The following is a 26309-nucleotide window of genomic DNA, read 5'->3' on the forward strand; positions in this document are numbered from 1 at the left end:
ATCGATGATGGATGTGGTTGTTTTATTCTTTTTGTTTGGCTTGGCGGCGGGCTTGCTGCGTTCGGAATTGAAGCTGCCCGTCGCCCTGTATGAGTCCCTTTCTGTTTTTCTTCTTGTGGCCATCGGTTTGAAAGGTGGGCAAGGTCTTGCTTCTCAACCCCTTGCACCTTTACTGCCACAGCTTTTGGCTGTGGTGGTGCTGGGGGTTTTGCTCACCTTTATTGCTTTTTTTATCCTGAAGTTTATTGGTCGTTTTTCACGTGCCGATGCGTCTTCAATGGCTGCACACTATGGTTCGGTCAGCGTTGCGACGTTTGCCGTGGGTGTGAACTGGCTGATGACGCGGGATATTCCGTATGAATCACAGATGACTATTTTTTTGGCGGTCATGGAAATTCCTGCCATTTTAGTGGGCATCGTGCTGGCACGTGGTATAGGCAGGCAAACACGCTGGGGCGAGCTGGCGCATGAAGCATTGCTGGGTAAAGGCGTGACTTTATTACTGGGCGGGATGCTGATTGGCTGGGCTGCAGGCCCAGAAGGCCTTGCGCCGGTTAAGCCATTGTTTTTTGATTTGTTTAAGGGTGTGCTGGCGCTGTTCTTGTTGGAAATGGGGCTGATTGTGAGTCATCAGGTGGATGAGCTTAAAAAGCGGGGCCTGTTCATCCTAGTATTTGCAATACTGATGCCGCTTATTGGGGCCGTACTGGGGGCAGGTGCCGGTATTTTGCTGGGCTTATCTGCAGGTGGCGTCACCTTACTGGCCACCTTGGCTGCAAGTGCTTCGTATATTGCCGTGCCCGCTACGATGCGCCTTGCTATTCCTGAGGCCAGCCCGGTTGTTTCTTTGGCCGCTGTACTGGGCGTCACTTTTCCTTTCAATATTGTGATTGGGATTCCTCTTTATCATCAGCTTGCGCTTTATCTGATGGGAGCTACAGCATGAGTTTGCATACACAGACACGCACGCTGTTAACGGTGATTACAGAGGCAGCGATAGAGCAGGTGCTGGTGCGTGATTTAGACCGGCTAGGCGTGCATGGTTACACGATTTCTGATGCGCGTGGCCGGGGTAGTCATGGCGTCAGGGAAGGGGCATGGACAAAATCTGCCAATATCCGTATTGAAATGATTTCACCACGGGCCATTGCAGAATCCACATTATTGCACCTGCAAACGCACTACTTTGCTAATTACGCCATGGTGGCCTTTTTGCAGGATGTTGAAGTTTTACGATCGGATAAATTTGAATGATGCAGGAGCTCACCACTAACCCCTTGGCAAAGCGTGTGCTGCTTGTGATGTTCCTCGGGGTACTGGGGCTGGCGGTGTCTGTTGTATTAACGCCTTTTATTATCCCCATGTTGTGGGCGGGTATTTTAGGCTTTTCCACATGGCCTTTGTATCTTTGGCTGTTAATGAAAACTGGAAAAAGGCCGACAGCATCCGCTTTGCTGCTGACGTTGCTGATGTCCGCCCTAGTGGTGTTTCCTGTGCTCTGGCTGTTGTTTTTACTCAGGGCAGAAAGTAGCCCCTTGCTTGATTTACTTACCGCAGAGCTTGGATCGGGGCGGATCAGGCCGCCTGCATTTATAAGCAAGTTGCCCATTTTTGGGGCTGAGCTGAGTGCGTCGCTCGGCGCTTTATTGGCAGAGCCGGCACAAATCAGTTTTGAACTCAAAAATCATTTACGTCAGCTGGATGCCTATGCGTTTGCCCTATTGGGCGGCATCGGAAAAAACATTATCAAAATGGTTTTTGCCTTATTTACACTGTTTTTTGTGTATTTACATGGCGATAGTGTGGCGCGGCAAATTCGTACGATCTGTATTTCTTTATTGGGCGAGCGGGCTGGCGGTTATTTAAAAACAGTTGCCTTAACCACACGTGCGGTGGTGTACGGCATTGTGCTGACGGCGCTGATTCAGGGGGCTGTGGCAGGTTTAGGCTATTGGGCGGCGGGCTTGTCTGCCCCGGTTACCCTAGCGGCCGTGACTGTATTATTGGCCATGGTGCCTTTTGGCACGCCGCTGGTGTGGGGGGCTGCAGGCTTGTGGTTGCTCTTTTCCGGGCAAACTGCCGCGGGAATAGGGCTGCTGCTTTGGGGTGTCCTGGTTGTTTCTTGGGTGGATAATATTGTCCGGCCTTTGGTTTTGTCTGAAGTTGTGAATATCCCGTTTATTCTGGCGCTGTTTGGTGTATTGGGCGGCTTGGCTGCTTTTGGTCTGGTTGGTTTGTTTTTAGGCCCTGTGATTCTGGCGGTTGCACTGGCGGTGTGGCGGGAGTGGCTGGATGAGGAAAATGCTTTGCCCAATCCGCATCCTTAATCTGTCTTCATCGGCATTGAAGGGGCTACTGTATACTTCTGACTAAGGCGTTCAGCCATTTTTGACCTCGAATACAGTAGACCTTATGACCGACTCTCTCAGTGATGCTCCAGAAACTTCCTTAATTCATGATTACCTGCACACGTATCACGCCACTCTGGTGACCACCGATGGTTGCTATGCGGTTTCTGTGCAGGGCGAAATCATCGTTAATGGTCTGCATATTCCCTATCACTTGGTACCGGACGAAGGCTTCCTTGGAAAAAGCAGTAAATGGCGCAAGCTCGACAGCGCTGCGCGTTTTGCCATGCTTAAAGCCCGCTGGAATGATGAGGCCCGCGCCAAATTAGAAGCGCAGCTTAGGCTTTGTGCTGAGCAAGTACTGGTGATTGCCAAGGATTTTGATCTCGACCCCACGGCTACGCTGGCGGCGTTTCAGGCGAAATATGAGCTGGCAAGGTTTCGCTGCCAGCTGGCTCTGGATCGGATCGACGCGCTTAAAGGCGGCAAGGCGGCCACGCGTCAGGCAGATAAAACCCATAACGCGGTTAATTTATCGCTTTATCCAGAATCGTTTACCGTGGCGCAAGCCATGCCACGGCACTTTATTGCCATTCTTGGGCCGACCAATTCGGGCAAAACACACGCGGCCATGCAGCATCTGATGAAAGCCAAATCCGGCGTGTATTTGGCGCCGCTGCGTTTGCTGGCTTTAGAAAATTACCGCCGTTTAACAGATGCTGGTGTAGCGGTCAGCCTGATTACCGGCGAGCAAAGAAAGCTGCACCCCGAAGCCACTCATGTGGCCAGCACGGTAGAAATGCTCAACCCCAATCGGGTGGTTGAAGTGGCGGTGATCGATGAAATTCAACTTTTAGAAGATCAGGACCGTGGTGCCGCCTGGACGGCCGCGGTCTGTGGCGTGCCAGCCAGTACCGTGTATTTGCTCGGTGCGCTGGAAGCGCAGCCTGCGATTGAATCCCTGGTTAAGCGGGTGGGCGGCACCTTAGAAGTACGCAAATTACAGCGTATGTCGCCGCTGGAAATGGAGAAAAAACCGCTCGGCTCTTTATCTAATCTGCAGGCAGGTGATGTGCTGATTGCGTTCTCCCGCCGTGAAGTCCTGAACTGGCGCGATCAGGCGATTGAGCAGGGCTTTAAGGTGTCGGCAATTTACGGCAATTTATCCCCTGAAGTGCGTCAGGCGCAGGCCGAGCGATTTATCGATGGCGAGACTAAAATCGTCGTGGGTACAGATGCCATTGGAATGGGGCTGAATACCCCTGCCAGACGGATCATTTTTACCACCGCCAATAAATGGGATGGCTACAGTGATGGCACAATTGCCGCCTCGTTGGCTAAACAGATAGCCGGGCGGGCCGGGCGTTTTGGCGAGCACGAAACAGGCTTTGTGGCTGGGCTGGACGCGAAAACACACCAGATGATTGCCGCTTTACTGAAGGAAGCGCCCGAGCCACTGCCCGGTACCGGTTTCTTTGTGTCGCCCAATCTGGATTATCTGCAGCAGATTTCTGCCGCAACGGGTGAAACCAAATTACAACCTCTGCTTGAGCTGTTTGCCAAGCATATTAATGTGCATGATGAATTCTTCTTACCTGCCAATTTAAGCGAGCAAATCGAAAAAGCCCGCTGGTTGGATACGCTGGTTTTATCTTTGAATGACCGTTTTGTGTTCAGCCTTTGCCCAATCTCCACCAAGTTTGCCATGCTGGAATCTGCATTTAAAGACTGGACACAAGCACGCGCCAAACGTCGTGCTGCACCACTCTTACGTATGGATGGCATGGGTGGCCGTAATGAATTGCAATATCTGGAAGATACATGCAAGTTGTATTCGGCCTATGCTTGGCTGGGTTTCAGAATGCCGGATACTTTCCCTAGTGGCGAAATGGCTGAGTCTTTAATGCAATCCACCTCAGAGCAAATTGATAAGCTTTTGCAAAAGCAAAACACCAGCCGCAAACCGGCTAAGGTGGGCAAAGCCCGGCGTGGTGCCTGGGCCAAATAAAGCCTGCAGCACACAAAGCAGGGGGCAATGCCTCCTGCTGCTTCACTAGTATTCGCCAGAAAGTCCTCTGGCGGCTTTGTATATAACTTCTGCTGGTGGCTTGATTACCGGCGGTGAAGTATTTCTATTTCCCATTGTTGTCTCCGGGTTTGCTTTGGCTTTCACCGCGCCGGAATTCCTGCACGCCCTTGTCGCAATTTCTGTCATAAATCAGCGCCATGGCTGCTCGTAAAACATCAGATTACTTCATGCTGCAGGTATTTAAGTGGCTTTGGGGGGAGGTGCTAGTTATTGAAAGATTGTTGTTAGTTTTTGTTTGAATATAAGCCGTTTTATTTTTAGATTAATATCATTTCAGTGTTTTTGTATGTAAGAACAAAGACAGATAAATATATGGCTTTTTGCTATTATATTCATATAATCTGTCGCAGGAATGGAGTTCTGGCATGTTTTTTATAAAAATCAGACAATAAAAATGTTCAGGGTATTCGTTTTTTGTATTGTTTTTTTTCTTTCCCAAGCCTGGGCGGATGATGCTTCCCCGGCGTTTCTTGTGCAGCCAGACAGCAGCGGCACTTATATCAACTCAAAGCTTGAATATTTTGTTGATACTTCAGAAACCATGACGTTTGACGAGGCACGCAGCCATGCTGATTTTGTATCGGCAGGCGGTCGTAACGTGCTGGCAAGAGTGCGTCACCCCATCTGGTTCCGCTTAAAGCTGGAGCGTGGCGCTGATGCGCCTGCCCGCTGGTGGCTGGATTATCAGATTTTTAGCCCGGTTGAATTGCAGTTTTATTCTCCTGATCAAAATGGCCAATATATAAAGCAAGCTTCAAAAAAATATGAGCCTTTTTCTGCTCACCCATCTTATGGCCGGCCTTTTTTTTACCCGATCACATTTAATGATCAGCAAAGTATGGTGATTTACTGGCGCTCGGTATCGCACAGCGCATTTATTTTTCCTGTCAGAATATGGCAGCAGGAAAAATGGATTGATTTAACTTTAACAGAATATCTTTTATACGGATTACTGCTTGGCATTATGTTCGGGCTTTCTGTATATAATTTATTTATTTACCTAAGAATAAGAGACAGCATGTTCTTGCTGTATTTTTTTGCCATTGTCAGTTATATGTTTTATTCGGTGAATATTAATGGGCTTGATTTAAATATATTGTGGTCAACTTCATTTCACAGGTTTAAAGGCTTGTCATCCTGCATTACTGCAACGACAGGTATTTTTTCAGTGCTTTTTGCTATTTCCCTGCTGGGTAATTTAAAAAGAAGAAAATGGTTTAGTTACACTTTATACGGTGTGGTTGCTATTTATTTATCCGCGATTGGTTTGGTTTTTGCAGGCCAGTATTCCTGGGCGGAGTTGCTCACACAATGGGCGGGAGGTGTATGGCTGCCGCTGGTATTGGGGATGTCTGCTTATCTTAGTTATTTAGGATCGGTCTGGGCAAGATGTTATTTGATAGGGGAAGGGCCAACCTTGGTTGGCAGTACATTGTTGGTTTTATTAACTCAGGGCGTTATCGAAGCGGATCGGTTTAATACGACTTTTTACTTTGTGGCGGGTGCGTGGAGTGCCATTATGTTTTCACAAGCCTTGGCAGAAAAAGTAAACAGCCTTAAAAAAGCGGCAACAGCTGCGTTAAATATGGCCGTTACAGAGAAAACAGCGCGCTTGAAAGAGGCTGCGCAGTATCAGATTTCTTTAGAAGAAAAAGTAAAACAAAGAACAAAAGAATTATCTCTTGAAATACTGCTTCATCAGCAAACTTTAGAGCAATTACGTGAAAGCCAGAGCAAATTAGAAGAAATGGCCTATAGCGATGTTTTAACCGGCCTGCCTAACCGGCGGATGTTTCAGGATCGCTTATTACAGGCCTATACCCGAGCACAGCGCCAGGATAGCCCGTTTGCGCTGGCACTGATTGATTTAGACCATTTCAAACGGATCAACGATAGCCTAGGCCATGGTGTGGGTGATCAGCTTTTACAAATTGTGGCGCAGCGCTTAAATGCGGCATTACGCCATAGTGATACAGTGGCACGCTTGGGTGGCGATGAATTTGCCATGATTCTGACTGCACCGATTAGCAGGGATGATGCAATAAGTATCTGCCAGCGGCTTTTATCCAGTTTTGATGCGCCTTTGCTGATTGAAAACCATCAGGTTCAGACAGGCATGAGTATCGGCCTTGCCTGGTTTCCTGATGATGGCCGTGATATGGATGAGCTGATTGGTTCAGCCGATGTGGCGCTTTATCAGGCCAAAGCGGCTGGCCGTCATCGTCTGAGTTATATCGGTCATGTTACCGGATCAAATTTACATCAATAGCTTGTAATATGTGGTTTTTGTATTTTAGGGAAGGGTATGCGTTCGACGTTTTCAATTGTTGTGGTGTGGTTAATGGTTGCGGTGGGGATTTACTGGGGATTTAACGTTTTTCTGGCGCATCAATATAATCCAAATACGCGTACGTTTTTAGCTGGGCAGGGACAGGAATTAACTTTGCAGCGCTCCAGAGACGGACATTTTCGCTTAAATGGCAATATAAATGGTCAGCCTGTAGTTTTGCTGATTGATACCGGAGCCACAACGTTAACAATGAGTGCCGCTCTGGCTGAGCGCTTAAAATTAAAGCCTGGCCAGCCTTATATTTCGCAAACAGCTAATGGCGAGGTTAAGGGATATTTATCCAAGATTGATCAGCTTTCATTTGGTCCTTTTGAATTTAAACATCTGACTGTGGGGGTTGTGCCACAGCTGGGTGATGAAATTTTATTAGGGATGAATGTGATTAAACGCTTTGATATGACATTAAAAGGTGAGCAGATGATTTTGAAAATGGCTCGCTGATTGCGGTGGATTATTTATATAGTGTGTAATGGTTATTTTCAGTGCTGTAATATCAGTGCTATGTTCTCTTTCCCTCTTTTGAATAAGTGTATTCAAAACTTATGAAAAAAATATTATTACTGAGCGTTTCGGCAGGAGCCGGGCATGTACGTGCGGCTGAAGCCATTCGTGCTTATGCCCATCTGGGTGATGCACCGCTGGAAGTGGTTCATTTAGATGTGATGCAATATGTAACGGCGGGGTTCAGAAAGTTATATACCGATTTTTATATCAAACTGGTCAATAATGCGCCTGCATTATGGGGTTATTTATATAATTTCACTAATGACGCTCAGGCAGACAGCTCTATAGAAAAACTGCGTAAAAAATTGGAGCGAATGAATGCGCGTGCATTATTAAAAGAAATTGCAGCATTTAATCCGGATGCCATTATTTGCACACACTTTTTGCCTGCAGAAATCTTATCTAGGCTGCTGAGTAAAGGCGTTGTGGATTGCCCCGTTTGGGTGCAGGTGACTGATTTTGATTTGCACAGAATGTGGGTGCATGAAGGCATGGCAGGTTATTTTGCTGCAAATGAGGAAGTGGCTTTTCGCATGCAGGCGCAAGGGATTGCTGCTGAGAAAATCAGCGTAAGTGGTATTCCGATTATGCCAGGCTTTGCAGCGGCAGCCAGCCGTGAAGAGTGCGCTGCGGAACTTGGCCTTGATGCTAGGCGCACGACCATTTTACTGATGGGCGGGGGGGCAGGGCTGGGGAGTCTGGATACCATTGCGGCGCGATTGCTGACGCTGGAAGGCGATTTTCAGCTGATTGTGATGGCGGGTAAAAATGAGGCAGCTTTAGCGGCATTGCAGGCATTGTCTCTGCGCTATCCTGGGCGGGTATTGCCTCAGGGCTTTACTAATCAAGTAGAGCGGCTGATGGCATGCGCTGATTTGGTAGTGACCAAACCCGGTGGCTTGACTACATCCGAATGCTTGGCGATGGGGCTGCCTATGATTGTGAATGCACCGATTCCGGGGCAGGAAGAGCGTAATGCGGATTTTCTATTAGAACAAGGCGTGGCGCTGAAAGCGTTTGATGCGGTGACTTTAGAATATCGGATTCGATATTTATTAGACCATCCCGTTAAGCTGGCCGATATGAGCACAAAAGCTCGCGCTCTGGGGCGGCCAGCCGCTGGTCAAACGGTCCTTGAAGCGGTGCTGGCCAAATGCCCATAAACAAGCAATGGTTGGCCAATGCTCTGACTGTGTTTTGGGTTGCTCTGCTGGGGCTCTTTTTTGCTCAGGTAGAAATTCAGATTGAAGGCGCGGCTGGCTGGGCTGCAGCGTTGCCTACATGGCGCATAGAAAAACACTGGTTGCTGGATATCTTTTGGGGCGGCAGGCCGATGACGGGATATCACGCATGGGTTTTCCCCTTTGTGGCCTTGTTTTTTCATTTCCCGTTTTTCTTTATGCAGCAATGGTCGCTCAGGCTGGAATTACGTGCGCTGGCCTCGATTATGTTTTTTTGGATTGTTGAAGATTATCTCTGGTTTGTATTAAACCCGGCTTATGGGATTCATCATTTCAGCCCTGCTTATATTCCTTGGCATAAAAATTGGTTCTGGTTTGCACCTGTTGATTACTGGACTTTCCTCTTTGGCGCCGGGCTGCTGTTTTATTTTTCTTTCAAAAGAGGCTGAATGATGTTGAATGCGGTATTAAAATTATTAGTATTGATGTGTTTAGCCATGCCAGCTTGTGCAGCAGAGCCAGCACGTAAGGCCGAATGGGCCGTTCCTGTTGAGCAATCGGCTAATTTATTCAGAGTAACCCCACAGTTTTATCGTAGCGCGCAGCTGGATACTAAAGATGTGGCGCTGATTCAGTCTTTAGGCGTGAAGACGGTGGTGAGTTTGCGTGCCTTTCATTCAGATCAGAAAATATTGAAAGGCACAGGGCTGAAATCGATTCGTGTGCCGATGAATACTTGGGATATTGATGATAAAGAAGTCATTGCCGCATTGCGGGCCATTAAATATGCAGAAGGGCCGGTTTTATTGCATTGCCTGCATGGCGCGGACCGCACGGGTTTGATTTCGGCAATGTACCGTATTCTTTATCAGGGCTGGAGCAAAGAGCAGGCTTTGGATGAATTAATGCATGGTGCTTATGGCTATCACTCAATGTGGACCAATATTCCAAAGTATTTAAATACTGTCGATATCGAAAAAATACGCCTTGCGGTTGAAAAATAGAAGAGTCATTTATGCGTCATAAATTATTGCTGAGTGTGTTATTAGCACTGCCCCTTACCGCAGGCGCGGCGCAGGGGATTGATATGAATGCTTTAACTGACCAAGTGAGGATGCTTGATCAGAGCAAGGCGGATCAGGCCGGTAAAACCTTTCTGGCCGCTACGCTAATGAATGCGTCCGTGCAAAAAGTATGCGCGGTCATTCAGAATTATGCCGATTACCCAAGCTTTATGCCTAATGTAGCTAAGGTAAAGGTGGCCACAGCTGGGGACGATAGCCCGGTGCTGGATATGACCTTACATTTACCACTGGGTAAGGTTAAAAAATATCGTTTAAAGATGACACCAAAGCAGGGCGCTCAACAATGCCAGCTTTCATGGAAAATGTTGCCGTGGGATGGCTTAAAAACGGATGAAACCATTGCCGATACTTCTGGCTATTGGCTTATTACGCCGTCTGCTGCTAATCCGGCCAAAACGGTGGTTAAATACTTTGTATTCACCGATCCGGGCCCGGTGCCGATGGGCTTGGGCTGGATTGTGGATAGCTTAAGCAAAGACAGTATTCCCAAAATGCTGGATGCCCTCAGAAATAAACTGAAGTAAATGGATCTGTTGGACCGCTAATTTGAAAAAAACGGTAGTTGGGCTGACGGCTAAGCCCAATCCGCCGCCATCGCTCTTACCGTATCAATCACCTGTTGCTTACTTACATCGCTACGCTTGCCGCTGCGCCAAGCCATCATCACCTCCCATTCCCAAAGCGGTAAATCACTGATGGCGAGCTTAATCAGCCGCCCTTCGCGTAAATCCCGTTTGACGGCCACTTCTGGCATAAACGTTAAAAAGCCGTGTTCCATCGCCATTTCTCGCGCAGCGCTGGAGGGCTGGATGGCATGAATCGGGCCGCTGGCACTGCGTAAGCTGCGCAGCTGATTGATCAGCTGATCACAGCCGTCTCCCCAAAACTGCGGTGCTAGCTGCTCGTTGGCAATATCGGCCAGTGTCAGCGCGCCAGATTTAGCGAGCGGGTGGCGTTTATGCACCACGGCAATAATCGGCGATCGCCAAATGCGTTCCATTTGAATACCTGCTACGGCGGGGCATTTAAGAATAAAGCCGAACTGTGCCTTGCTGCTGAGCAGGTTTTCCATAATGGTTTGCGAGTGATCGGTGCTGCAGCGGATTTCCATCGGCGCTTTGGCAAGGGCCACCAAGATAGGGCCAAACACCACGGAAGCTAAAGAGGGCATACAGGCCAGCGTCATTCTTGGCAGGGCGGGTGCGCCTTGAATCGCGGTTCTGCCCGCTTCTAGCGTGGCGAGCGCTTCTTGTACGGCGGGCAAAAAAGACAAGCAGGCCGCCGTTGGAATCGCGCCTCGGCGGTGGCGCTGAAATAATTGCGCGCCTAGATCCGCCTCCAGCAAGCCAACTCGCTGGCTAACCTGAGGCTGAGACCAGCCACGCCTTGCCGCTGCCTGACTAAAGCTGCCACACGCCACAATATCGATCAGCAATTGCAAGTCATCAATATTCAGAGCCATAAGTAAAATCCATATTAAATATTAGCAGTTCACGGCTTCTATAATAACTGGCCTAGTCTGAGAATATGCATTAATCATCAGGGAGATGCAAAATGGCTGGGGCAGAGCGGGCAAGGCGGCTGGGACGACGTTTTATTATGCTGGACAATATGCTGGGTGTTTGTGGGTTTTTTCTGGTTTTCCCACTGATTAGTCTGCATTTTGTTGATCAACTTGGCTGGGCCGCTGCAGCAGTGGGGCTGGCTTTAGGCATTAGGCAATTGTCGCAGCAGGGTTTGGGCCTGCTTGGTGGCTCTTTAGCGGATCGCTTTGGGGCTAGGCCATTGATTGTGTCGGGTATGTTGCTGCGTGCAGCGGGTTTTGCGGTCATGGCCATGGCGACTCACCCTAGTATTCTGATTTTTTCCTGTGTCTTATCGGGCCTTGGTGGCACTTTATTTGATCCGCCAAGGAGCGCGCTGATTATCAAATTAACCCGCCCGCATGAACGCAACCGCTTTTATTCCTTACTGATGATGCAGGAAAGCGCAGGTGCCATGCTTGGGGCTTTATTGGGCTCGTGGCTGCTGGCGTTTGATTTTTTCTGGGTAGGTATGGGCGGTTCGGCCGTCTTTGTGCTGGTGGCGCTGTTGAATGCCATGTTTTTGCCCGCTTACAGGGTGGCCGCCAAAAGAACCGCAGCAATAACGGCGATTCGTGTTGTTTTGGCCGATAAACCTTTTCTTTTTTTTGTGTTTACCTTAAGCGGCTATTACGTGCTCTGTGTGCAAATTATGCTGCTGCTGCCGGTTGTGATCAAACAGCTGGCTGGCACAGCGCAGGCGGTAGGCTGGATGTATAGCCTTGATGCTGTGCTTGCACTTTGCTTACTATATCCTTTGGCTCGTTTAGGAGAGCGCTACTTTAGTTTGCAAGTCCGCGTATTGGCGGGCATTACGCTGATGACGGCCAGTATGGCCGCAATGGCTTTGGTCACTGGCATTGTGGGGGCGTTTGTGGTGCTGACGTTTTTTTATCTGGGCACTTTAATTACCGAGCCCGCCAGGGAAGCGCTATTGGCAAGCTTTGCTCAATCAGAAGCGCGTGCCAGTTATATGGGCATGGGACGTATGGGTTTGGCTGTAGGCGGGCTGTTTGGCTATACCGGCGGTGGTTTTTTGCTGGATCATGCACGTAGCTTAAATATGCCGAGTTTGCCTTGGTTGGTGCTGGCTCTGATCGGAAGTGCAACGCTTCTGGGCTTGTTTAAACAGTTTTTTCCCTCCCGTAAAATACTGAGTCACTGGCTGAAAGCCCAGTCTGCATAAGTGTTTTAGCGGCATGTTTCAGCATAATTGAGTCGCTTGAAAGTGCCGCTTATCTTTTCTTTGTGTAAATAATGCACATGCTAATTAGTAAGACTTGCGGTGTAATGGCGTGAAATTTAAGGCGCATGGTGAGAATGAGAACTTTTCACCAATTAAAAATAGAAAACTAAGTAAGTTTCAGATCTGAATGGAATCCGCTCCCTGCGGTCTCTTTTTAAAAAGAGACCGCGTCATGCCGCCCGCTGAATAAGCAGGGTGGCCAGCCGTTTTGTCCTGATTTGCTTGCTAAGAATACAGAGAGCTTTGATGCAGTCTAAAAATTTAACCTTGTTTATCGTCCTAGCCATGGTGCTGGGGATTATTTGCGGCTATGCGGTGAATCAATATGCGGATAATTCCGCATCACTGGCCTCTTTTGCCTCTTATATATCGCTGCTCAGCGATATTTTTCTGCGCCTAATTAAAATGATTATTGCCCCGCTGGTGTTCTCAACACTGGTGGTCGGTATTGCCAGAATGGGCGATAGCGGTGCCATTGGCCGGATTGGTTTAAAGACCATGGGCTGGTTTATGTTTATGTCGCTTACGTCATTGGTGTTGGGTTTGGTGATGGTGACGTTGCTGGAGCCGGGAGTGGGGCTGAATCTGGCCTTGCCAGCGGCAGGCACAGAGAGTGGCATCGTGAAAGGTGCAATGAATTTAAAAGACTTTTTGCACCACGCCTTCCCAACCAGCATCTTTGATGCAATGGCTAAGAATGAAATTCTGCAGATCGTTGTGTTCTCTATATTCTTTGGTGTAGCGGGCGCGGCTTTGGGTGAGCGTGCCACACCATTGATTGATGTGATCGATGTGGTTGCCCATGTCATGCTGAAGATCACCACTTACATCATGAATTTTGCACCCGTGGCCGTCTTTGCCGCGATGGCTGCCGTGATTGCCAAGGAAGGGATTGAAGTGCTGGCGGTGTATGGCAAATTTGTAGCCGGTTTTTACGCAAGCATTTTTGTGCTCTGGTGCGTGATTACGTTGCTGGGTTTCTTATTCCTTAAAACACGCGTGTTTGGCTTATTACGCCGCATCCGTGGTGCTATCTTGCTGGCCTTTACCACCGCAAGCAGTGAAGCGGCTTATCCGCAAACGCTGGAGCAACTGGAAAAATTTGGCTGTAATAAGAAAATCTCCAGCTTTGTATTGCCGATTGGTTACTCGTTCAACCTTGATGGCTCGATGATGTATTGCACTTTTGCCACGCTGTTTATTGCTCAGGCCTATGGTATTGAGCTGACGCTGATGCAAAAAATCATGATGCTGCTGATTCTGATGCTCACCTCAAAAGGCATGGCTGGCGTGCCGCGTGCCTCTTTGGTGGTGATTGCCGCAACCCTGTCACAGTTTAATATCCCTGAAGCGGGCCTCTTGCTGATTTTGGGCGTGGATCATTTCTTAGATATGGGCCGCTCTGCCACCAATGTACTCGGCAATGCCGTGGCCACCGGTGTGGTTTGCAAATGGGAAAACGAGCTGGGCGCGGAGCAGGATGTCCTGCCGGAAGAGGCAGAGCCAGAAGTTGCTGCTCAGCCCGCTCCTGTTTTGGATAAACCTGCGACGGTTTGATGGCTTGAGTGTTACAAAAAAACGGCCCGGATGATTTCCGGGCCGTTTTTGTTTGTAGTGTAAAAGTGTGCCCACCCTGCAAAGCTTAATGCACCGCTTGCAACATCTGTTCAACCACCTTTTTAGCGTCGCCAAAGACCATCATGGTTCTGTCCATATAGAACAGATCGTTATCCAGCCCGGCATAGCCTGCGTTCATTGAGCGTTTCACAACCATCACGGTTTTTGCTTTATATGCCTCTAAAATGGGCATGCCGTAAATCGGGCTGGCTGGATCATTTTTGGCCGCAGGGTTAACCACATCATTTGCGCCAATAATTAGCACGACATCGGCGGTGGAAAACTCGCTGTTGATTTCCTCCATCTCCACCACTTTGTCGTAAGGCACTTCGGCTTCGGCCAGCAGCACATTCATATGCCCCGGCATACGGCCCGCTACAGGGTGAATGGCGTAGCGAACGTCCACGCCGCGCGCAGTCAGTAAATCACTCAGCTCTTGCAAGGCATGCTGGGCGCGGGAAACGGCAAGACCGTAGCCGGGCACTATGATGACTTTTTCTGCGTTTTCCATTAAAAATGCAGCATCGTCTGCACTGCCGGAGCGGTAGTTTTTCTGCGCCGATCCGGCTGGGCCTTCCGCTGCAACCGCTGCACCAAAGCCACCTAAAAGTACCGAGATAATCGAGCGATTCATGGCTTTACACATGATGTAGGACAAAATCGCCCCGGATGCGCCAACGCAGGCACCGGCAATAATCAACACCGGATTATTCAGCGTAAAACCAATTCCTGCCGCTGCCCAGCCTGAATAAGAATTCAGCATCGACACCACGACCGGCATATCTGCACCACCAATGGGAATAATCAGCAGCACACCAAGAGCGAGTGCAATGCCAACCATCATCAGAAAAGACGACTGGCTGTCTGCAAGCACATACATTGCGCCAAAACCCAGCATGGTAAGGGCAAGTACCAGATTTAAACCGTGCTGGCCCTTAAAGTTAATCGCCCTTGCGCCAAATTTGCCTGAAAGCTTGCCATAGGCAATCACTGATGCGCTAAAGGTGATCGCACCGATAAATGCACCAATGAAAAGCTCAATTTTTTGCATGCTGCCGTGGCTGACGCCCAGATGAAAAATAGCAGCAATGGCAATGAGCACGGCAGAAAGGCCAACCAGCGAATGCATGGCCGCCACCAGCTCAGGCATGGCGGTCATGGCTACGGTCCTTGCTTTGTAAGCACCGACTACGGCACCGGCCGACATGGCGGCTAAAATCAGCCAGACGACGGGCTTATCCGCTACAAAAAATGAGGTAACAACGGCAATGGCCATACCGAGCATGCCAAATAAATTGCCACGCCGGGCCGAAACAGGTGACGACAGGCCTTTAAGCGACAAAATAAACAGCACAGCCGAAACCAAATAAAGAATGGCAGTTAAGTTTTGCATTATTTGCCCTTCCTTTTAAACATCGCCAGCATGCGTTGCGTGACTAAAAAGCCGCCAAATATATTAATGCTGGCCAGAAAAATGGCTACAGCGCCCAGCACACTGGTTACGCTGATTTCCTGGGCATTGATATCCACGACTTGCAGCATGGCACCCACCACAATAATGCCGCTGATCGCGTTGGTGACGGCCATCAGGGGGGTATGTAGGGCAGGGGTGACATTCCAGACCACGTGATAACCCACAAAAATCGCCAGAATAAAAATAGTCAGGCTGCCAATAAATGGGTCGGCAGCCAGCGCGTGGCTGCTGGCCTCTGCAACAGCAGAGGCGGCTAAAGATTCAATCGACATGGCTTACTCCTTATGCGTTGGCAGTGGGCTGGCTTGTATGTGGGGCACTCGCGCCTTGTGTGTGAGCAGGGGCACGGCCAAATAACTGCTCGCCATGCTGGCTGAGCAGCGTGGCTTTGATGATTTCATCGTCGTTATGCGGAGCATAAGCGCCATCAGCATCTTGCAGCAGGCTTAAGAAGGTCAGCAGATTGCGGGCATAGAGTGCGGAAGCATCGGCCGCTAGCAAGCTGGCTAGATTGCTGTGCCCCACAATAATGACGCCATTTTCGCTGCGGACTACTTCATCACTTCTGGATAGCGGACAGTTGCCGCCGCTGTCCACGGCCAGATCGATAATCACCGAGCCCGTTTTCATTCCACTGACTGTTTCTTCAGGGATCAGGACCGGCGCTGCTTTACCGGGGATTTGCGCGGTGCTGATGATGATGTCGGCAAGGCGGGCTTGCTGGTCAATTAATAGCGCTTGGCGCAACTTGTAATCTTCTGACATTTCACGGGCATAGCCCCCCGCTGTTTCTGCTGCGGCTTTTTCATCGTCATTAAGTGCCACTTCAATGAATTTTCCTCCCAGTGATTCCACCTGTTCGCGGGTGGCGGGGCGCACATCGAAGACTTCAACAATCGCACCCAGCCTTTTTGCGGTGGCAATGGCTTGCAGTCCTGCCACCCCCGCTCCAAGAATCAGTACGCGCGCGGGCTTAACCGTGCCAGCCGCAGTCATCAGCATGGGCATAAAGCGCGGATAGTATTGTGTGGCCAGTAAGACGGCCCGATATCCCGCAATATTGGCTTGTGAAGATAAAACATCCATGGATTGGGCTCGGGTGATACGGGGAATCAGCTCCAAGGCATAGGCGCTGATCTGTTTGGCATTAAGTGCGTCTAAATGATCGTAGCGATGAATATCAAACAAGGCGACAAGGGCAGCACGTTCAGGGAGGAGCGGAAGTTCATGCGCCAGAGGGGCACGAACTTTAAGAATAAGTTGAGCGCCTTGGTAAAGCGCTGCTGGATGTGGCGCAATTTCTGCACCGGCCTCGGTATAGGCGGTATCGGTAATGGCGGCGTGCTGGCCTGCCTTGCTCTCAACTCTGACGGTATGCCCGGCTTTAATCAGTTTTTTTATTGTCTCCGGCGTTGCAGCAACCCGGAATTCCCCGGGCAGCACTTCGGCGGGAATGGCAATTAACATATCTGTTTCCTCATGGTGATTAGGGCAATGGGCAAACAATGGAGGCTTATGTCAGTTTGAATATTGGCCTGTGTCAATAAGACCGCTTTTGATCTTATCGCAGTGCAACATTAATTTATTGAGAGACGTGTTGAATTTGTTTCAAGGTGTTGTATTTCGTGTGAATGTGTCCTATTTCCTCTTTGTTTTACTAAGTAATTAACCTTATATTTTACAAGGGGGCAGAAAAGGCTTAGGAGAAATGACAGCTTGAAGGAGGTCACTTTCAAATGCATGTATGAAAAAAATGACTTCTATATAAATGATTTATTTTGATTTTTTTATCTACTGGATAAATGTGTCGCTGTTTACCTTACAGTTTGCATGCGCTCACGATTGTTCTGTAATAAAAATGCTATTGATAATCATTATCAATTGTAGGAGAATCGATTTAACTTCTCTTAATTAAGGTTATGTGATGAATGCATATTTAGTAGGCGCAGATGTGCTGGGTAATATTCCCGAACTTTTGTCGAGCTATGGCATAAAAGTACACAAACACGTGTCAGGGCGTAATGCCGCGCATCAGCGCAAGCCCGCCAGCTTAAAAGGTGCGGATCTTCTGATCTTATTTACTGATTTTTTAAGCCACAATGTGATGCGGGCTTACCGCGAATTAGCTCATGAAGAAAATATCCGTTTTGTCGCCTGCCGCCGCTCTGTCTGTGCCTTGAGTCAGTCGCTGGATAAAATAGAATGTGCAAAACGCTGTGATACCTGCCCGAACAGAAAGACGCATTAAGCTTAGGGATCCGTCATGTATGCAGCTTACATCATGACCTAGTCCTGCTGATATCTGGCTCTCCATTGCGTTGGCCGCTGTTTATACCTTGCTGCATAAGCGTTCATTCTTTCGGGCGCTTAGGGTATAAATAATGATGTAGTGCGCAAATTTAAAGCTTGATGTAATGTTGTACATTGAGTTTTAAAGTGGTTATCCCGATGAACGCTACGGATGTGCTCGCCTCCTTTGCCGCTGCTTTCTCACAAAACCAGCGGCTTATTTCTCTGCAGCTGGGCGATGGTGCCGCATGGGGTGAGCAGCTTTTACCTCAGCGGGTGGATGGCAGCGAAGGGATTAACCAGGCTTACCGCTATCAGATCGATTGCTTATCCCCTGATGGCGCTTTAGAGCTTAAATCCTTACTCGGTTTACCCATTGTTTTATCGGTGGCTGATGCCAATGGCGATGCGGTTGAGCGCTGTGGTGTCATCTCGCAAGCGCAATTGTTGGGCTCAGATGGGGGATTTGCTAAATACGCACTGACGGCAGAACCGCCTTTTGCCTTACTCCGCTACCGCCGCACTTCTCGCGTATTTCAAGACCTATCCGTCCCCGATATCGTTAAACAAGTTTTAGCCGAACACCAGGCTAAAAACCCCGTGTTTGCCGCCGTGCAAACGCTGGATTTCAAACTCTCTGGCACACACGGCCCGCGCTCTTACTGCTTACAATACCGTGAATCCGATTTCGATTTTCTGACGCGATTATTAGCCGAGGAAGGTTTGGCATGGAGATTCGAACATCTGCCGGGCGACAATCCGCAGGTGCAGCTGGTCATTTTTGACGATGCTTTTGCGCTACCCGAAGCACAAGAAATGCAGGTGCGCTTCCACCGCGCCGATGCCACAGAAGAATCTGACGCGCTCACCGAGTGGAACAGCCAGCGCCAGGTGGGCAGCAGCAGCGTATCTTTGGCGAGCTTTGATTACAAAGCCACCAGCACCAGCCAAAGCTTTGATGAAAGCCGTATCGACCAGGGCGATGGCGGCCAGCAGCTGCAGGCCAGTTTTGAAGATTACGACCCGCAAGCCCTTTATTACGCTAGTGATGCCGAAGGGCTCAGCCACTACGCCCAATTGCGTCAGCAGGCGCATGATGGGCAAAAGAAATCCTTTACCGGCTCTGGCACTTTGCGTGCCTTGCAGGCCGGGCAGTGGTTCCGCTTGGAAGACCACCCCGCACATGAGTGGGACAGCGCCGAGCAGCGCGAATTTGCCGTTACCGGGCTGACATTCACCGCGCAAAATAATCTACCCGTGGATTTAAGCCAGCAACTGGGCTTGGTCGCGCCCAGCCTTTTGGCCTCCGATGCCGCCAAACCCTATGAAGCCCACTTCACCGCTCAAAGGCGCGGCCAGCCGATTACGCCTGATTTTGCCCATATCGAGCACAGCAAACCCAAAAGCCGTGGCGTACAAACGGCCACCGTGGTCGGCCCCGCTGGTGCAGAGGTGCATACCGACGAACAAGGCCGAATTAAGGTGCAGTTCCACTGGCAGCGGGGCGCAGAGCATCCCGAGTTTGGTGTCAATCTGGATGACAAATCCTCCTGCTGGATCCGCGTCGCCTACCCATCGGCAGGCGCAAGCTGGGGCCACCAGTTTATCCCGCGCATCGGCCAGGAAGTTTTAGTCGATTTTATCGAAGGCGACATCGACCGGCCCATCATCACTGGCGTGGTCTATAACGGCAGCCACCCCGTACCCGCATTCAGCGGCGCAGGTGCATTGCCCGCCAACAAAACCCTATCCGGTATCAAAACCAAAGAGCATGAAGGCGGCCAGTATGGCGAGCTGCTGTTTGACGACACCAAGGGCGAAGTCCGTACCAAATTATCCAGTGAGCATGGCAAAACCCAGCTCAACCTCGGCTACTTAATCCACCCAAGAGCCGACGGCAAGGGTGAGCCACGCGGCGAAGGCTTCGAGCTGTGCACCGATAACCAGGGCGCAATCCGCGCCAATGGCTTACTCATCAGTACTGAAGCCAAAGGCGGGGCCAGCGGCAAACAGCTCGACCACAGCCCCGCACAAAGCCAGCTGGAATCCGCGCTGGCACTCGCCCAAAGCTTGGGTGAAACGGCCACCAATCAGCTCGCCGACACCATAGAAACCGGTGAAGGCGATAAAACCGTTAAGCCCGACAACAGTGCAGGCGACAAAGCCACCACCGGCCATCTGCACCACCATGTGCACGCCAGCAAAAGCTTTGAAGCGGGCAGCAACACCGATAAAGACGGCAAGAGCAAATCCAAAGATCAGGCTGGCCAACAAAAAATTATATTGCTGCACGGGGAAGACGGCGTAGCGATCACCAGCCCGCAAAGCCAGACCCTTGCCGCAGGCACCAACCTAGATCTGGTTGCCCAAAGAGACACCAACCAAACCTCCGGCCGCCGCTGGATACATAACGTTGGTCAACACATCAGCCTGTTTGTAGCCGGGGTAAAAGACAAAGTTTCGCTCAAACTAATCGCAGCCAAAGGCAAAATACAGCTGCAGGCGCAAAGCGACGATATTGAAATTACCGGCGACAAAGATTTAAAAGTCACCGCCTGCAAAGAAAGCATCACCGTGGTGGCTAAAGACGAAATTCTGGTCACCGCAGGAGGCGGCTATATCCGGCTAAAAGGCGGCAATATCGAAATCCACTGCCCAGGGACGGTTACGGTGAAGGGTGCGAATCATGATGTGAGCGGGCCAGCGCAAATGAGGCCAACTTTGCCTCTTTTTCCAGATTCATTTTGTAAATCCTGCATGCTAAAAGCGAAAGCTGCAGGTAGCCCATTTGCGAAGAAATCATCATGATGATGAATGCTTATCCTAAAGACAGTGCCCAAGTATTGTTTGCACAATTGGCCACTTACCTTTCTGAATCAACACAAGTCTATGCTTTGCTGGATCATAGTTTCGATCCTCGTTTGTTAAAGAAAATGAGAGATCGGATTGTATGGACTTCGCTTTATCAAGATCATGGGGCTGAAACAGATGTTTCTCCATTGCTTTGCGTGCTCAATAGTGAGAATGAAGCGGAGCTTATGGAGCAAATTAAGTTGCTGCTCAAAATCACCAATGGGCAGCCTATGCTTAGCTTTTATCTAAGCACACTGGATAGAGAAGCAATCTTTAGCCATTTTGATCACTATTTTGATGTCAGTATTCTTCCTGAAAAATTGAGTTATATATTGCGCTATGCGGACACGCGTATTTTGCCCAATTTGCTTGCGCAACTTAGCCCTGAGCAAAAAGCGGCATTTTTATCTCCCTTTAGCAGCGTGGTTTATTTTGATCGGGCCGCGCAAATCATACAGCTTGAAGGTGGCGGACAAACTAAAATTACCAATCAGGCGCTGGTACTGACTGAAGTACAATTTATAAGCATGATGGATAAGGCTTTACCTGATCAAATTTTGCAAAATATCCAATTGCTTGGGCTTCAGTCGTTATTACCAATAGAGCCTTCAAAAGCCTATGTGCAAATAAGGGAGCTTTGCGATATCGCATTGGCTCAGGGGAGTAGTGATGATGAGATTCTTAGCTTTTGTGTTGAACATTTACACGGCGAAGCAGGATGATTCCTGAATGAGTTGAGAAAGATATTTTAAGATATTCAGTATTAAATATATAAAAATATTTTCTTACTTAATTTTAATTGTTTTCATAAAGGTTTATCAATGGAATTGCCAGAAGAAACGCCGGATAAAACTGAGATTACAGATGCTGAGCATGGATTTAATTTGTTTATGATTGTGGTGTCTTGTTTGAATGCTTATGCTTTGCACCAGAGCATGACAGGCTCGGGCTATGGCCCTGCTTATTTAATGGTTCTTTCTCTTTTTGGATTATTCTTGAGTTATATCGTGGTGCTAATTTGGGCAGGTAACGTAAAAGCAAGACTATGGCTTGTGTTTAAGCATTCACTCATGATTAACGGCCTCGTTTTTATTGCAATGGGGATTGCAATGAACGGGCCATCTGCTCAGACTGAAAATGATACGGTGAATAAGTCTGGCAATATGATTTCGGCCTCTGTTGATTCGGTTAATTATATGCATGATTGGGCTGTGAAATATACATTAACCGATTTGCGTAGTAATCAGGCCATAGGCGGCAGTATTGTTGATTTTTTAGACGGGCCGGGTGGAAAAAATTGCTGTATCAGCTTGCCGAAACAATGGCAGCCGGGAATGTACGTGAGTGTTGATTGGCAAGAGGCGGATAAAACACATACTAAACCCGATAAATATCATCGTGAATTAGAAATACCCCGCTATCAGCAGCCTGGCGGTCTTTATGTCTTGTTCCATCCAATGCAGGAAGTTGAGCTTGTGGTATCTAGTGTCGAGCCGGGTTATCCGGGCTGGCCGGGAAAAATAAAAAAAGATGCAATGGCCGCGTGTGTTGAACGGCTTTCGGAAAAGGAGTGTAAGCGGAATTTGCCGAAATATGCGCCTAATTCTAATGAGAGCCTTGCACGGGGTTATAGAGAGTCATGCTTAGAAGTGAATATATTGGATACTAGTGATCCAGAAGGGAATCGCAAAGCTTGTCAAAAATTTGTTGAGAATTGTAAAAAGGACTGGGATATCTCTGATAAAAAAATGTGCGAATTAGATTACAAGGAAGACTAGTTATGTCAGCAAGATTTTCTTCAGAGTGCAGACCAAATCCTTTGGTGCTAGAAGCAAAGGAGCAGGATCAACGCAGCATTACTCAAAACCGCCCCAAAAGCCTGCCATGCAAGCAAGACATTTACCTCGGTTTCTTTTTTGACGGTACAAATAATAATAAATACCGTGATACAGATGCTTTTGCTCATAGCAATGTGGCGCGTTTGTATGAGGTGTACTCTGGTGAACCCACCGTTGCTAAATTGAAAGTCCTTAAAAAAGCAGCTAAAGCAGATGCCGCCGCAGCGTGGTCTTCAGTCATCCCAAAGGATGAGAAAAAGTATTATCGTAAAACGTATATTCCTGGCGTCGGCACGCCCTTTATTGAACTGGGTGATTCAGGAGAGGGGATGGACAACACCTTGGGCTTGGCCATGTCCAAGCATGGCGAGGTCCGTATTAATTGGGCCTTATTGCAAGTCAGTAATCATATTCATGCGGCCATTATGGGGACGCAGTTTAGTGATCCTTTAAAAGACGATGCTGAGTTGGCGACAGAAATGCTGGATGAAACAGCGCGAGATCGAGGGTCTCAATATTCAATCCGCACACCTAGCCGAGGCCGCGGTTTTATTTTGCAGGATAGGTCGCAAAAGCTAGCTAAAGCCATTGCACCGATTGTTCGAGGCTCACCCACTATTCGTTCTGTTCGTCTTTCCGTGTTTGGTTTTTCACGCGGTGCGGCCGAGGCTAGGGTTTTCTGCAGCTGGCTGCAAAAATATTACAGCGATGGCATTGCAGGTATTCCTTTAAAAATCGATTTTTTGGGCATTTTTGATACGGTTGCCTCGGTTGGTTTGGCCAACTCGGTGCCGATTGGCGGTGTTGAAGGGCACTATGCTTGGGCCAGTGAGGAGAACTTGCAGGTCAGCTCTGCAGTTAAGCGTTGTGTGCATCTGGTATCAGCACATGAAGTGCGTGGCTCGTTTCCACTTGATTCAATTGGCAGTGGTGCACACTGTAAAGAGGTGGTCTACCCCGGTGTGCATTCGGATGTAGGTGGTGGCTACCCGCCAAATGATCAGGGGCGCTCTATTGGTGAGGGGGCGGCGGGGGATGCAAAAAAGCTTTCGCAAATTCCTTTGGCACAAATGTACCGCGAAGCCTTGATTGCCAGTGTGCCCTTGCTGGCCCCAATAGATTTTAATGATTTTCATCAAAGCAATTTCAAGATTGATCCAGTCACGGTCAAAGTCTTTAACGATTATATTGCGGCCACGCGCTTTGGCAGCGGCAAGCCATCTGGCGTGATGTGGCTGACAGAAATACAGGCTGAAGAGCCTTTGCTGCAGATTATTCACCGCCACTATGGCATTTTCTTGCGCTGGCGAAAAAGCATGCTGGGTAAGGTTCATTTGCTGCCCGGTATTGCAGCTTCGCTGGATAGTGCAGCGAAAAAAACGCAGGACCGGCATGACTTACAAACAACGGATCAGGCTTTACAGCAGGAATTAAATATGCTGGAAAAATACTCGCCCCTTGTTTCTGAGCTTTCTATCTGGCCAGCAAAAGTGGGCGATTGGAGTGGCGGAGTTTCTACAGAGTGGCATAAGCAGGAGGCGGTGTCGCCAGCAAGTAAAGTTTTATTTGAAACGCTGGTTCATGATTCCAGAGCATGGTTTAAACCCGGTAATTTTAGCGATGATGATCAGGTTTGGTTTAATGATGGAGGCATGGAAAAATCACGAAAAATAATGATTAAAAGTATTGAAGCGGAACAAGAAAGGATTCGCTCACCCTATCGTTTAAGTGATGAGCAAATGAAGTTGGTTGATAATAAAGATTACAAAAAGAATGTTGAGCGAATTGAAAATCTGAAAACCAATAAAACGTATATGGTAAGAAGCGGGGGCCAGGAGCCGATCAGGCTTTATGGCTATCTGCGCTGGCGGCATGTTTTTGGTGCAGCGGCTCTGTCTGCTCCGCTGCAAGAGCCTGTCAGCAAAGAAGTCATGCGCCGCAGAGAGCTTGAAAATCAGCAGCATGAGAATAATCTGCAAAGCTTAAATCAGCAAAACATCAATGCCAGAAAGCGTTATCAGGAAGGGCAAATAAATGCCCAAAGTTATGGAGAAGCTTTGCGGGATAATAGCTTACGTATGAGTGCTGAGCATCAGAGGCATGCTGCTGCAATGGCAGCAATAAAATAATATTGAAGCCTGCATTTTTGAATTTTTCCCTTTGTCTTGTTTTGTATTGTTGCAGGCACTGCATAAAAGGCGGCAATAATTGCCGAAGACTTGTGCCGGTTTGTTTCAAAGCCCGCTGAATGCGGGCTTTTTGCTTGGCACGCTTCCTGCTTACAATAACGGGGAAAGCGCGTATTGTGTGGCGTGATGAGATAAACAGGAGTTTGGCTATGTTAGGTCGTTTGGACGATTACTTCCGCCCGCAGGAAACTGCGCTGTCGCTGCGCAGCCAGCGGCAAGAGGTATTGGCTTCAAATATTGCTAACAATGACACGCCGGGCTACAAGGCGCGCGATTTTGATTTCAAAAAAACATTTGAAGCCGCTTTGCAAAAAAATCCGGTGAAACCGCTGCAAAGCACTGATCCGCGCCATCTGCAGCCTAAAGATAATCTTGATCCTTTATCAAAGGCATTGCTCTACCGCAATCCAAGGCAATCGGGTATTGATGGCAATACGGTGGATATGAATGCTGAAATGGCGGCGTTTTCAGATAACGCGATTCGCTATCAGGCAGGGATTACTTTTATGCAAAAGCGGATTGAAGGCATGCGCACTGCGCTGACTGGCCAATAAGGGATAAATGATGTCGATGTTCAGAGTATTTGATATTGCGTCTACTGCGATGCACGCGCAGACCACCCGTCTGAATACGGTGGCATCTAATTTAGCCAATGCGGAGTCAATTACCAGCTCTAATGGCCAGCCTTATCGTGCCAAGCAGGTGGTTTTCCAGTCAGCGCCGATTGCGGGGGGCGGCAAGGGCGCGGTAGGGGTGCAGGTTTCTGACGTGATTGAAGATCAATCCCCGCCTAAGCTGGTGTATGACCCCAAAAATGTGTTGGCCGATGCCAATGGTTATGTGGCGATGCCCAATGTCAATGTGGTTGAAGAAATGAGCAATATGATATCCGCTTCGCGCTCTTATCAAACCAATGCCGATGTAATGAATACGGCTAAAACCCTGCTGCTGCGCACCTTGGCGCTTGGTCAGTCATAAGGATAATCATCATGATCCCTCGTACAACGATTAATTCGACTACTGATTACTCTTCCATTAATAAGAAGGTGGATAGCAAAGCTTCGGCGGCAGATCAGCAGCAGGATCGCTTTTTAAAGTTGCTGGTAAAGCAGTTGCAGAGCCAGGACCCGATGAATCCTATGGATAACGCGGCTACAACCAGCCAGATGGCTCAGATCAGCAGCGTAACGGGGATTGAAAAGCTCAATACCACGATGCAATCGATGATGGCGAGTTTTGCCTCGGCGCAAAGTTTTCAGGCGGCCGCTCTGATTGGCAAAGAGGTACTGACCCAAGGCAATCAGATGAAGTTTGATGGCACAAAGCCGATCGATGCCCGGGTGGATTTGCCTGCCAATGTAAGCAATATCAAGGTGACCATTACCGATAAAAATGGCGCGGTGGTAGATAAAATCACTTTGCCGCAGCAGGCTGCCGGAGCAGCTGGCGTGGTATGGGATGGTAAGCTGGATGGGGATAAGTTGGCGGCTGCGGGTGATTATTTTATTTCTGCGACGGGCGTGAAAGATGGCAAGGAAATTGCTTTAAATACCCTGACATGGCAAACGGCAAGCAGCGTTGAGTTGGCCAAAACGGGTGTAAATGTCATGTTAAGCAATCAAAAAACCGTTGCATTTAGCGATGTGAAACAAATTCGCTAATC

At 48.8% G+C, this 26309-nt stretch carries 24 protein-coding genes; 20 read left to right on the forward strand and 4 right to left on the reverse strand.

Going from position 1 to position 26309, the window contains the following annotated elements:
• The first annotated feature begins 4 nt into the window (after nucleotides 1-4).
• The 10 genes from DYD62_RS07530 to DYD62_RS07575 all read left to right on the forward strand — a co-directional run bounded on the left by DYD62_RS07530 (nucleotide 5) and on the right by DYD62_RS07575 (nucleotide 10081).
• A complete protein-coding gene (locus tag DYD62_RS07530) occupies nucleotides 5-946 on the forward strand; it encodes a sodium-dependent bicarbonate transport family permease (RefSeq protein ID WP_115226763.1) in 942 nt (313 codons plus the stop codon).
• Entirely contained in the window at nucleotides 943-1254 is a 312-nt protein-coding gene (locus DYD62_RS07535; RefSeq protein WP_115226764.1) for a P-II family nitrogen regulator, read from the forward strand. Before DYD62_RS07530 ends, DYD62_RS07535 begins: the two co-directional genes overlap by 4 nt.
• Complete coding sequence (locus DYD62_RS07540; RefSeq protein ID WP_207916583.1) at nucleotides 1251-2327, forward strand: AI-2E family transporter; 1077 nt, start codon at nucleotides 1251-1253, stop codon at nucleotides 2325-2327. Before DYD62_RS07535 ends, DYD62_RS07540 begins: the two co-directional genes overlap by 4 nt.
• A gap of 85 nt (nucleotides 2328-2412) precedes the next feature.
• Nucleotides 2413-4356, forward strand: a complete 1944-nt coding sequence (locus tag DYD62_RS07545; RefSeq protein ID WP_115226765.1) for a helicase-related protein — start codon at nucleotides 2413-2415, stop codon at nucleotides 4354-4356.
• Nucleotides 4357-4909: 553 nt separating this feature from the next.
• Entirely contained in the window at nucleotides 4910-6706 is a 1797-nt protein-coding gene (locus tag DYD62_RS07550) for a diguanylate cyclase (RefSeq protein WP_165928690.1), read from the forward strand.
• Nucleotides 6707-6742: 36 nt separating this feature from the next.
• Nucleotides 6743-7228, forward strand: coding sequence for a retropepsin-like aspartic protease family protein (locus DYD62_RS07555; protein WP_115226767.1), 486 nt, complete (start codon nucleotides 6743-6745; stop codon nucleotides 7226-7228).
• A 101-nt stretch (nucleotides 7229-7329) separates the two neighbouring features.
• Nucleotides 7330-8454, forward strand: coding sequence for an MGDG synthase family glycosyltransferase (locus DYD62_RS07560; RefSeq protein ID WP_115226768.1), 1125 nt, complete (start codon nucleotides 7330-7332; stop codon nucleotides 8452-8454).
• Nucleotides 8445-8921 (forward strand): hypothetical protein, encoded by a 477-nt coding sequence (locus DYD62_RS07565; protein ID WP_115226769.1) that lies wholly within the window; start codon nucleotides 8445-8447, stop codon nucleotides 8919-8921. The genes DYD62_RS07560 and DYD62_RS07565 overlap by 10 nt, the downstream gene beginning before the upstream one ends.
• Nucleotides 8922-9476 carry a dual specificity protein phosphatase family protein gene (locus DYD62_RS07570; protein ID WP_115226770.1) on the forward strand — a complete coding sequence of 185 codons (555 nt, stop codon included), beginning with the start codon at nucleotides 8922-8924 and terminating at the stop codon, nucleotides 9474-9476.
• Nucleotides 9477-9487: 11 nt separating this feature from the next.
• Nucleotides 9488-10081 carry an SRPBCC family protein gene (locus DYD62_RS07575; protein ID WP_115226771.1) on the forward strand — a complete coding sequence of 198 codons (594 nt, stop codon included), beginning with the start codon at nucleotides 9488-9490 and terminating at the stop codon, nucleotides 10079-10081.
• A 50-nt stretch (nucleotides 10082-10131) separates the two neighbouring features.
• Here the strand turns inward: DYD62_RS07575 and DYD62_RS07580 are convergent, their stop codons facing one another.
• Nucleotides 10132-11019, reverse strand: coding sequence for a LysR family transcriptional regulator (locus DYD62_RS07580; RefSeq protein ID WP_115226772.1), 888 nt, complete (start codon nucleotides 11017-11019; stop codon nucleotides 10132-10134).
• Between the two features lie 92 nt (nucleotides 11020-11111).
• Between DYD62_RS07580 and mdtH the strand changes: the two genes are divergently transcribed.
• Together mdtH and DYD62_RS07590 are read left to right on the forward strand one after the other, a co-directional pair.
• Entirely contained in the window at nucleotides 11112-12326 is a 1215-nt protein-coding gene (gene mdtH, locus DYD62_RS07585) for a multidrug efflux MFS transporter MdtH (protein WP_115226773.1), read from the forward strand.
• A 306-nt stretch (nucleotides 12327-12632) separates the two neighbouring features.
• On the forward strand, nucleotides 12633-13943 hold the full coding sequence (locus tag DYD62_RS07590; protein ID WP_115226774.1) for a dicarboxylate/amino acid:cation symporter: 1311 nt from the start codon (nucleotides 12633-12635) through the stop codon (nucleotides 13941-13943).
• An 85-nt stretch (nucleotides 13944-14028) separates the two neighbouring features.
• Here the strand turns inward: DYD62_RS07590 and DYD62_RS07595 are convergent, their stop codons facing one another.
• Genes DYD62_RS07595 through DYD62_RS07605 form a run of 3 tightly spaced genes read right to left on the reverse strand, consistent with a single transcriptional unit; the run spans nucleotide 14029 to nucleotide 16944 of the window.
• A complete protein-coding gene (locus DYD62_RS07595; protein ID WP_115226775.1) occupies nucleotides 14029-15396 on the reverse strand; it encodes an NAD(P)(+) transhydrogenase (Re/Si-specific) subunit beta in 1368 nt (455 codons plus the stop codon).
• On the reverse strand, nucleotides 15396-15749 hold the full coding sequence (locus tag DYD62_RS07600; protein ID WP_099399193.1) for a proton-translocating transhydrogenase family protein: 354 nt from the start codon (nucleotides 15747-15749) through the stop codon (nucleotides 15396-15398). The genes DYD62_RS07595 and DYD62_RS07600 overlap by 1 nt, the downstream gene beginning before the upstream one ends.
• A 10-nt stretch (nucleotides 15750-15759) precedes the next feature.
• Nucleotides 15760-16944: a Re/Si-specific NAD(P)(+) transhydrogenase subunit alpha gene (locus DYD62_RS07605; RefSeq protein WP_115226776.1), complete on the reverse strand. Its 1185-nt coding sequence runs from the start codon at nucleotides 16942-16944 to the stop codon at nucleotides 15760-15762.
• 457 nt (nucleotides 16945-17401) lie between these two features.
• On the opposite strand from DYD62_RS07605, the gene DYD62_RS07610 reads away from it, so the two are divergent.
• The 8 genes from DYD62_RS07610 (at nucleotide 17402) to DYD62_RS07645 (ending at nucleotide 26307) form a co-directional block, all read left to right on the forward strand.
• The gene (locus DYD62_RS07610; protein WP_115226777.1) at nucleotides 17402-17725 is read left to right on the forward strand and encodes a DUF2325 domain-containing protein; all 324 of its coding nucleotides are present in this window, start codon (nucleotides 17402-17404) and stop codon (nucleotides 17723-17725) included.
• 200 nt (nucleotides 17726-17925) lie between these two features.
• Complete coding sequence (locus DYD62_RS07615; protein WP_115226778.1) at nucleotides 17926-20574, forward strand: type VI secretion system Vgr family protein; 2649 nt, start codon at nucleotides 17926-17928, stop codon at nucleotides 20572-20574.
• Entirely contained in the window at nucleotides 20571-21341 is a 771-nt protein-coding gene (locus tag DYD62_RS07620) for a DUF4123 domain-containing protein (protein ID WP_115226779.1), read from the forward strand. Before DYD62_RS07615 ends, DYD62_RS07620 begins: the two co-directional genes overlap by 4 nt.
• 99 nt (nucleotides 21342-21440) lie before the next feature.
• Nucleotides 21441-22397, forward strand: a complete 957-nt coding sequence (locus DYD62_RS07625; protein ID WP_115226780.1) for a DUF3304 domain-containing protein — start codon at nucleotides 21441-21443, stop codon at nucleotides 22395-22397.
• A gap of 2 nt (nucleotides 22398-22399) precedes the next feature.
• Nucleotides 22400-24586, forward strand: coding sequence for a T6SS phospholipase effector Tle1-like catalytic domain-containing protein (locus DYD62_RS07630; RefSeq protein ID WP_115226781.1), 2187 nt, complete (start codon nucleotides 22400-22402; stop codon nucleotides 24584-24586).
• A 209-nt stretch (nucleotides 24587-24795) separates the two neighbouring features.
• Nucleotides 24796-25200: a flagellar basal body rod protein FlgB gene (gene flgB / locus DYD62_RS07635; RefSeq protein WP_099397369.1), complete on the forward strand. Its 405-nt coding sequence runs from the start codon at nucleotides 24796-24798 to the stop codon at nucleotides 25198-25200.
• A 7-nt stretch (nucleotides 25201-25207) separates the two neighbouring features.
• Nucleotides 25208-25624 (forward strand): flagellar basal body rod protein FlgC, encoded by a 417-nt coding sequence (gene flgC / locus DYD62_RS07640; RefSeq protein ID WP_308418349.1) that lies wholly within the window; start codon nucleotides 25208-25210, stop codon nucleotides 25622-25624.
• Between the two features lie 11 nt (nucleotides 25625-25635).
• Nucleotides 25636-26307 carry a flagellar hook assembly protein FlgD gene (locus tag DYD62_RS07645; RefSeq protein ID WP_115226783.1) on the forward strand — a complete coding sequence of 224 codons (672 nt, stop codon included), beginning with the start codon at nucleotides 25636-25638 and terminating at the stop codon, nucleotides 26305-26307.
• The last annotated feature ends 2 nt before the right edge of the window (nucleotides 26308-26309 follow it).

Source organism: Iodobacter fluviatilis, assembly GCF_900451195.1.
Lineage (GTDB): Bacteria > Pseudomonadota > Gammaproteobacteria > Burkholderiales > Chitinibacteraceae > Iodobacter > Iodobacter fluviatilis.